This is a genomic window from Phenylobacterium sp., assembly GCF_036263695.1.
In the GTDB taxonomy this organism is placed as follows: domain Bacteria; phylum Pseudomonadota; class Alphaproteobacteria; order Caulobacterales; family Caulobacteraceae; genus Phenylobacterium.
This window is the reverse complement of sequence record NZ_DATAGM010000238.1, coordinates 1-8,457: the sequence shown is the minus strand read 5'-3', so window position 1 is coordinate 8,457 and position 8,457 is coordinate 1. Positions and strand designations below refer to the sequence as shown.

The 8,457-nt window shown below is 70.0% G+C and carries 9 protein-coding genes; 8 read left to right on the top strand and 1 reads right to left on the bottom strand.

The window, feature by feature from the left end; genetic code table 11:
- Positions 1-156: 156 nt before the first annotated feature.
- A complete protein-coding gene (gene ctrA, locus VHK87_RS09685) occupies positions 157-852 on the bottom strand; it encodes a response regulator transcription factor CtrA (protein ID WP_329634694.1) in 696 nt (231 codons plus the stop codon).
- Positions 853-1,213: 361 nt separating this feature from the next.
- On the opposite strand from ctrA, the gene VHK87_RS09680 reads away from it, so the two are divergent.
- The 8 genes from VHK87_RS09680 to VHK87_RS09645 all read left to right on the top strand — a co-directional run bounded on the left by VHK87_RS09680 (position 1,214) and on the right by VHK87_RS09645 (position 8,134).
- Entirely contained in the window at positions 1,214-2,356 is a 1,143-nt protein-coding gene (locus VHK87_RS09680; protein ID WP_329634693.1) for an SDR family oxidoreductase, read from the top strand.
- 27 nt (positions 2,357-2,383) lie between these two features.
- Positions 2,384-3,226, top strand: coding sequence for an alpha/beta fold hydrolase (locus VHK87_RS09675; protein WP_329634692.1), 843 nt, complete (start codon positions 2,384-2,386; stop codon positions 3,224-3,226).
- 39 nt (positions 3,227-3,265) lie between these two features.
- Positions 3,266-3,634, top strand: coding sequence for a BlaI/MecI/CopY family transcriptional regulator (locus VHK87_RS09670; protein ID WP_329634691.1), 369 nt, complete (start codon positions 3,266-3,268; stop codon positions 3,632-3,634).
- Positions 3,624-4,553 (top strand): M56 family metallopeptidase, encoded by a 930-nt coding sequence (locus VHK87_RS09665; RefSeq protein WP_329634690.1) that lies wholly within the window; start codon positions 3,624-3,626, stop codon positions 4,551-4,553. The genes VHK87_RS09670 and VHK87_RS09665 overlap by 11 nt, the downstream gene beginning before the upstream one ends.
- A 67-nt stretch (positions 4,554-4,620) precedes the next feature.
- On the top strand, positions 4,621-5,958 hold the full coding sequence (gene fliI / locus VHK87_RS09660; protein ID WP_329634689.1) for a flagellar protein export ATPase FliI: 1,338 nt from the start codon (positions 4,621-4,623) through the stop codon (positions 5,956-5,958).
- A complete protein-coding gene (locus VHK87_RS09655; protein WP_329634688.1) occupies positions 5,955-6,365 on the top strand; it encodes a flagellar FliJ family protein in 411 nt (136 codons plus the stop codon). The genes fliI and VHK87_RS09655 overlap by 4 nt, the downstream gene beginning before the upstream one ends.
- Complete coding sequence (locus tag VHK87_RS09650) at positions 6,362-7,447, top strand: endo-1,4-beta-xylanase (RefSeq protein WP_329634687.1); 1,086 nt, start codon at positions 6,362-6,364, stop codon at positions 7,445-7,447. The genes VHK87_RS09655 and VHK87_RS09650 overlap by 4 nt, the downstream gene beginning before the upstream one ends.
- Positions 7,448-7,459: 12 nt before the next feature.
- Positions 7,460-8,134 carry a class I SAM-dependent methyltransferase gene (locus VHK87_RS09645; RefSeq protein WP_329634686.1) on the top strand — a complete coding sequence of 225 codons (675 nt, stop codon included), beginning with the start codon at positions 7,460-7,462 and terminating at the stop codon, positions 8,132-8,134.
- Positions 8,135-8,457 lie beyond the last annotated feature (323 nt).

Genomic DNA, 8,457 nt, shown 5'->3' with positions numbered 1-8,457 from the left:
GCAGGGCGGCCGCGATCAGCGCAGCGGCCAGCAAGATCGTCCGTCCCATCCCGCAGCTCCCGCTTCCGAAGCGGCGAACCCTAAACAGCCTCGCCGGAAACGAAAACGCCCGCCGGAGCGACGGCGGGCGTTTAGGAAGTGCGGAGCAGCGTCAGATCAGGCCGCGACGACCTGCTCGTGCGGGTCGCGCAGCACGTAGCCGCGGCCCCAGACCGTCTCGATGTGGTGCTTGCCGTCGGCGGCGGCGGCCAGCTTCTTGCGCAGCTTGCAGATGAAGACGTCGATGATCTTCAACTCGGGCTCGTCCATGCCGCCGTAGAGGTGGTTCAGGAACATCTCTTTCGTCAGGGTCGTGCCCTTACGAAGCGAGAGCAGCTCCAGCATCTGGTATTCCTTGCCCGTCAGGTGGACGCGCATCCCGTTCACTTCCACGGTCTTGGCGTCCAGGTTGACGGTGATGTCGCCGGTCTTGATCACCGACTGGGCGTGGCCCTTCGAGCGGCGGACCACGGCGTGGATGCGGGCGACCAGCTCGTCCTTGTGGAACGGCTTGGTCATGTAGTCGTCGGCGCCGCCGCCCAGGGTCTTAACCTTGGTGTCGATCTCGGCCGTGCCCGACAAGATCATGATCGGAGTGTTGATCTTCGCCACCCGCAGCGTTCGCAGCACGTCCATGCCGCTCATGTCGGGGAGGTTCAGATCCAGCAGGATCAGGTCGTAGTCGTAGATCTTGCCCAGATCCACGCCCTCCTCGCCCAGGTCCGTCGTATAGACGTTGAAGCCCTCGGACTTGAGCATCAGCTCGATGCTCTGCGCTGTGGCGCTGTCGTCCTCAATAAGCAGTACGCGCATCCGCCCCTCTTCCTCTCCGCACCTCGGCCATAGCCCGCAGATTCGCTCGATGCCGCAGACCGTCGCCGTTAACTTGCCAGCGAGTTAATTTAAGACCGGTTAATGGTGAAAACTTCGCCGTCGAAGAAAATGGTTAACGCGATTTGAGATTCCCCGACAAGCGAGGTGGAAGGCCGCGTTCCATGGTGGCGGTTGAATCTTTTGTGATTGGACGCGGCCGCGAAGCAGTCCCACTCGGCGCAGCGCCCCATCCTGCGTCAAGCAGCCGCGCTTTGAGCCGGCTCCGGGAACGTCGGGCCAAGCTGGACGGTTCTGGCCGGGGACTGGGCGTCCATCCGCCCGCCGATAAGGGGATCATCGCATGCGGCCCAGACTGAAGCCTCTCGACCAGCAGGTGATCGTGATCACGGGCGCGAGCTCGGGGATCGGGCTGGCTACCGCCAAGCGGGCCGCCAAGGCGGGCGCCGCGGTCGTCCTCGCGGCCCGCAACGAGGAGGCCCTGAGGGCCGTCTGCGCCGAGATCAACGCAGCCGGCGGCCGGGCGCACGCGGTCGCAGCCGATGTGGGCGACGCGCAGGACGTGGAGAAGATCGCCCGGGCGGCCATCGCCCGCTTCGGCGGCTTCGACACCTGGGTCAACGACGCCGGTGTCGGCGTCTACGCCGAGCTAATGGAGACGCCCCGCGACGACCACGAGCGGCTGTTCCGCACCAACTACTTCGGCGTCGTGAACGGCTCGGTCGAGGCGGCCAAGCACCTGGCGGTGAAGCCGGGCGGCGGGGCGGTGATCAACGTCGGCTCGATCCTCTCCGACATCGGCTCGCCCATGCTGGGCGCTTACGCCGCGTCCAAGCACGCTGTGAAGGGCTTCACCGACACCCTTCGCATGGAGCTGCAGCGCCACAGGTCGCCGGTCTCGGTCACCCTGATCAAACCGAGCGCGATCAGCTCGCCGTTCGCCGACCACGCCCGCAACTACATGGACCAGCCGGCCAGGGTGCCGCCGCCGGTCTACGCCCCGGAGGTGGTGGCCGACGCCATCCTCTACGCCGCCCAGCGGCCGGTGCGGAACCTCACCGTCGGCGCCGGCGGGCGGCAGATGACGCTGACCGCGGCCCTGGCGCCGAGCTTCGCCGACCGCCTGTTCGGCGCCGTCGTGCCGCCGCTCTCGCGTCGCAAGGGCGAGAAGCCGGCGACCGACAACCTCTATGCGCCGAGCGAGGACGGCCGGGTGGCCACACCGCATTTCCGCGGTCGCAAGTTCAGCGTCTACACCGAGGCGCACAAGCGGCCGCGCATGTCACTCGGCCTCGCCGCCCTGGCGATCGGCGTCGCGGCGGCGTGGTTCGGGCGAAAACAGATCGCCACGGCTGCGCGGCCGCTGCTGGCCCGCACGATCGGGCCGCTGGCGATGCGCGCCGTGCGCCGCCGGCCGATCGCCGCGGCCCGCTACGCCCTTCGCCACCCGCGCCAGACGCTGCAGCTCGCCCGCGCCTTGCGCTGAGCGCGTCGTTCTGGTCTGGGAGGGGGCATGATCGAAGAACATCGTTTCACCTATCGCGGCGACGACGGCGCGGAGATCGCCGCTTTCCGTTGGACCGGCGGCGCGCCGACCAAAGCGGTGATCCAGCTCGCGCATGGCGCCGGCGAGCACTCGCTGCGCTACCTCGAGCCGCTGACGCCGATCATTGAAGCCGGCTACGTCGTCTATTCCGCCGACCACCGCGGACATGGCGCCACGGCAGGCCCTGAGAAGCTGGGCGACTTCGGCCCCGGCGGCGCGGGCGCGGCGATTTCCGACATGGCGGTGCTGTCGCGGAGGATCCGCGCGGACCACCCGGACCTTTCGCTGATCCTGTTCGGCCATTCCATGGGCGCGGCCTTCTCCCAGGTTTACCTCACCCGCGACCACGCGCTGATCGACGCCCTGGTTCTCTCCGGCACGGCGGCGACCTGGCTGCCGCGCGGCGAGCGGCGCGATCCGAACAGCGCCTACGAGAGCCCGCGCACGCCCTACGACTGGCTGTCGCGGGACGAGGCGGAGGTGGACAAGTACGTCGCCGACCCGCTCTGCGGCATCCGCTTCACCCCGGAGTCCGGCGCCTCGTTCCGCACCATCGGCGAGCAGGCGGCCGATCCGGCCTATCTGAACGAGGTGCGTAAGGGCCTTCCGGTCTACATCTTCGTCGGTGACGAGGACCCCATCAACGACAAGCTGGCGCGGGTCACGCCGCTGGTGGACCGCTACCGGGAGGCGGGCCTCGACGTGACCTTCAAGGTCTATCCGGGCGGGCGGCACGAGATGCTGAATGAGACCAACCGGGCCGAGGTGGTGGCCGACCTCAAGGCCTGGCTGGACCGCGCAGTGGGCTGAGCGCTTGACGTCGGCTTACGCCCGTAGTCTGCTGCTGAGATGCACATCACCGCGGCCGAGAGCCAGGTCATGGAGAGCCTCTGGCGGACCTCGCCGCTGACGCCGGACGAGCTGATCGCCGACGTCCGCACGCGCGAGGACTGGGGCCCGGCCACGGTCAAGACGCTGATCAACCGGCTGCTGAAGAAGAAGGCGCTTCGCTCCGAGCGGATCGACGGGCGCACCCGCTACATCCCGCTCGTGCAGCGGGCCGACTACGTCCAGTCCGAGAGCCAGAACCTGCTGGACCGGCTGTTCGGCGGCGAGCTCACCCCGCTGGTCGCCCACTTCGCCGAGCACCGCAAGCTGACGCCGCAGGAGGTCGAGCGGCTGAAGCGCCTGATCGACGAGCTCGGCGATGACAAGTGAGCTGATCGAGGCCCTGCTCCGCGCGAACCTCGCCGTGTCGGCGGCGGTGATGGTGGTGCTGGCGCTTCGCAGTCCGGCGGCCCGCCTGTTCGGCGCCCAGACCGCCTACGCCCTGTGGAGCCTCGTCCCGCTGGCCTGGGCCGGCAGCTTGCTTCCGGCCCGCACCGCGGCTCCAGGGGACAGCCTGGCCGCCCAGGCGCCCGCCTTCGATCCGCAGTGGGCGCAGGCGGCCGGCGTCGCCTGGCTCACGGGCGTCGCCGTCGCGCTCGCGCTGTTCGGACTCGCCCAGCTGCGGTTCTGGATCTTGCAGCGCAAAGGCCGGGCCGGTCCGGCGGTGGCCGGCGTCTTCTTCCCGAGACTGGTGCTGCCGAAGGACTTCCGCAGCCGCTACACGGGCCCGGAACAGGCCCTGATCCGCGCCCACGAGGCGGCGCACCTGGAGCGGGGGGACCTGCGCGTCAACGCTCTCATGGCCGCCTTCCAGGCGGTGAACTGGTTCAACCCGCTGGTCCATGTGGCCGCGGCGCGGGCGCGCCTGGATCAGGAGCTGGCCTGCGACGAGACGGTGCTGGCCGCCCGTCCCACCGCGCGCCGCGCCTACGCCGAGGCGCTGCTGAAGACCCAGCTCGCCGCCTGTCGGCCGCCGCTCGGCTGCCAGTGGCTGGGGCGCGGCCGCCACCCGCTGGAGACGCGGATCGCCCGGCTCGCCGCCGCTGCGCCCGCGGAGTCGCGGCGGCTGGGCGGCGCCCTGACGGCCGCGACCTTGGCCCTCACGGCCGGCGTCGCCGCCTGGTCCGCCCAGCCGGCCCGCCCGGCGCCCGAGCCCCGGGTGATCATCGTCCAGGCGCCGCCGGTGATGCACGTCCTGCTGGCCGGTCCCGACGCCCTGCCGCCGGTCGTTCTGCCGCCCCGCCCCTGAGCCAAATCTTCACCACCAGTTAAGGCCTTGCGCCGGATTCTGGCCGCCTTCTGGGGGTTATCGAATCTTGCGCAGCCTTGTCGCCGCCGTCGAGCGTATCGATCCGCTGACCGTCTCCGGCCGCGTGGCCGCGGTGAACGGCCTGTTGATCGAAGCCCGCGGGGGGCTGACCCGACTGGCGGTCGGCGCCCGAGCCGAGATTCAGCGCCTGGCCGACAAGCCGCTGCCGGCGGAGGTGGTCGGCTTCCGCGAGGCGCGCGCGCTGCTGATGCCCTTCGGCCCCGTCGAAGGCGTCGCCCCCGGCGCGGAAATCCGCATCGAGCCGCTCGGCTCCGCCGTGCGGCCCACAAGGGCCTGGCTCGGCCGCATCGTCGACGCCTTTGGCGAGCCCATCGACGGCAAGGGGCCGCTGCCCCAGGGCCTGGCGCCCTATCCCCTGCGCGCGCCGCCGCCGCCGGCCCACGCCCGCGGCCGGGTGGGCGCGCGGCTCGACGTCGGCGTTAGGGCCATGAACGTCTTCACCACCTGCTGCCGCGGCCAGCGCCTCGGCGTCTTCGCCGGCTCCGGCGTCGGCAAGTCGGTGCTGCTTTCCATGCTAGCCCGCCAGTCGGACTGTGACGCCGTCGTCGTCGGCCTGATCGGCGAGCGGGGCCGGGAAGTGCGCGAGTTCATCGAGGAAACCCTCGGCGAAGAGGGCCTGAAGCGCGCCATCGTCGTCGTCGCCACCTCCGACGAGCCGGCCCTGAAGCGCCGCCAGGCGGCCTACATGACCATGGCGATCGCGGAATTCCTGCGCGATCAGGACCTCGAGGTCCTCTGCCTTATGGACAGTGTCACCCGCTTCGCCATGGCCCAGCGCGAGATCGGCCTGGCCGCCGGCGAGCCGCCGACGACCAAGGGCTACACCCCCACAGTCTTCACCGAGCTGCCCAAACTGCTGGAGCGCGCGGGCCCCGGCCCGATCCGCCCCGACGGGACGACGGCCGGCCCGATCACCGGCCTGTTCACCGTGCTGGTGGACGGCGACGACCACAACGAACCCATCGCCGACGCCGTCCGCGGCATCCTCGACGGCCATATCGTCATGGAGCGGGCGATCGCCGAGCGCGGCCGCTTCCCGGCCATCAACGTGTTGAAGTCAATCAGCCGGACCATGCCTGGGTGCCAGCTGCCGCACGAACGCGAAATCGTGCAGGGCGCCCGCCGGGCGCTTTCCGCCTACACCAACATGGAAGAGCTGATCCGCATCGGCGCCTACCGCACGGGCTCGGACCCGGAGGTCGACCGGGCGATCGCGCTCAATCCCGCGCTGGAGGGGTTCCTGGCGCAGGACAAGGACGAATCCACCAGCCTGGACGAAGCGTTCGGGCGGCTGGCCGGCATACTGGGGGGTGATGCGGCATGAGCTGGACCAAGAGCCTGATCCGGATCTCGACCTATCAGGTGGAGGAGCTGCAGAAGCGCCTGGCGGAGATCGCCGACCGGCGACGCGATGTCGAGATGCGGCTGATGATGCTGGCCGCCGAGGCGGTCTCCGAAGCCCAGACCTCCCAGGCCGACGCCGAGAACGGCTGGTACAAGTCCGGGTGGCTGGAAGGGCTGCGGGTCCGCAAGGCCCAACTGCACGCCGAACTGGCCGCGATCCAGCAGGAGGAGGCCGGCGCGCGCGACATCCTCGCCGAGGCCTTCGAAGAGCAGAAGAAGTACGAACAGGTGGCCGAGAACATGCGCCTGGCCGCCCGCAAGGAGACCGCCCGGCGCGAGACCGCCGCGCTCGACGAACTGGGCCTGCGGGCCGCCGGCGGGCGGTGAGCGGCCTTGACCGCCGCACCCTGATCGGCGCGGCCCTGGCGCTCGGCGCCTGCGAGAGCCGCGCCCAGCCGGCGCCTCCAATAGAACTTTCCCCGCTGCGGGCCGCCGCGCCGTTCCCGCTCGGCGTCTGCGCCCAGGTCAGCCACATCAACGATCCCGAATGGGCGCGGCTGGCGGCCACTCACTTCTCCCAGCTCACGCCCGAGTGGGAGATGAAGATGGAGTACATCGTCCAGCCGGACGGGAGCTTCCGCTTCGACCGCGCCGACCGCCTAGCCGCCTTCGCCCGCGCCAGCCGGATGCGGCTCTACTGCACGACGCTGATCTGGTACGCCCAGCGGCCGGAGGGCTTCGAGAAGCTGGACGAGAGCCGCACCAGCTTCGGCAAGGCCTACGACGCCTACATCACCGCTCTCGTCGGCCGCTACCGCGGCCAAGCGGTGGGCTGGGACGTGGTCAACGAGGCCGTGGCCGAGGACGGGCAGGGGTGGCGTGAGAGCCTGTGGGCCACCCGGCTGGGCGACTTCGACCACATGCGCCGCGCCTTCGACGTGGCCCGCGCGGCGGACCCGGACGCCGTGCTGTTCATCAACGACTACAACCTCGAGAGCCTCCCCAGGAAGCTCGACACCTTCCAGAGGCTGGTCGACCGGCTGCTCAGCGTCGGCGCGCCGGTCACCGGCCTCGGCTGTCAGAGCCACATCGACGCGAGCCTGCCCAGCGGCGCCTACACCCGCACCATCGAGGCCTTGGCCCGCTTCGGCCTGCCGATTCACGTCTCCGAACTCGACGTCTCTCTCGTCCGCGCTGGCCGCGGTCCGCGGCTGGAGGAGCGCCAGGCCGCCCTCTACGCGGAGGCCATGGAGGCTTTCATGGCCCTGCCGGCGAACCAGCGCTTCGCCTTCACCCTCTGGGGCCTGCGCGATAAGGATTCCTGGTTGAAGCGGGAGAACGGCCGCGACGCGCCGCTGCTGTTCGACGACGCCGGCCAGCCCAAGCCCGCCGCCTCGGGGCTCGCCCAGGCGCTGGGCGCGCTGAAGACCGCCGGCTCCCTTTACGGAAACGAAAACCGCGCTCTTTAGAACTCCAGGGCGATGAAGCTGATCTACGCCCTCCAGGACCCGGACAATCCCGACTCCCTCGCCGTGAAGATGCGGCGGGCGCGGGCCCGGCATGTCACCGGCCTGATCGAGCAGATCGCGGCGGAGACCGGCCGCTGCCGTATCCTCGATCTGGGCGGCGAGCCCGAGTACTGGCGGCTGTTCGACCGCGCCCTGCTGGAGCGCTGCGGCGTGCACATCACCCTGGTGAACCCGCAGGCTTTCGAGGTCGCCGACCCGATGTTCGAGGCGGTGGAGGGCGACGCCTGCGCGCTGGAGACTTATCCGGATAGCGCCTTCGACCTCGTCCACTCCAACTCGGTGGTGGAGCATGTGGGCGACTGGCCGCGGATGGAGGCCTTCGCCCGAGAGGCCCGCCGTCTGGCGCCGCGATACTACGTCCAGACGCCCTACTTCTGGTTCCCCATCGAGCCCCACTTCTCGGCGCCCTTCTTCCACTGGCGCTCCGAGCAGAGCCGCGCCCGCGCCCTGATGAAGAAGCGCCATGGTTTCGCCGAACGCGCCCTGGACGTGGGCGCCGCCATGCGCGACGTCCAGCACGCCCGCCTCCTCGACAAGACGCAGTTCCGCTTCCTCTTCCCCGACGCGCGTCACGTCGACGAGAAGTTCGCCGGCTTCACCAAGTCGCTGATCGCGATCCGGGCGTAGCGCTTCCACACCGTCATCCTGGACGGCCTGCTAGGCCGATCCGGGACCCAGCTCTGCGCGCGTGCCCCCTGGGTCCCGGCTTTCCAGCCCGCTGCCGCGCGCTGCGGCCGGGATGACGTTGAGGATTGACGAGGATGTAAGCGATAACTTACCGTTAGCTGTTGCTAACGCCAAAGAGGATCCTCCCATGTCGCCGTTCATCGTTCACACCGTTCCCGGCAGCCCATTCGCGCGCTCGGTCATGGTCGTGCTGGAGGAGAAGGGCGCCGAGTGGCGCGTAGCCGCCCTGGAACCCATGGCCAGCAAGCAGGAGCCTCACATCA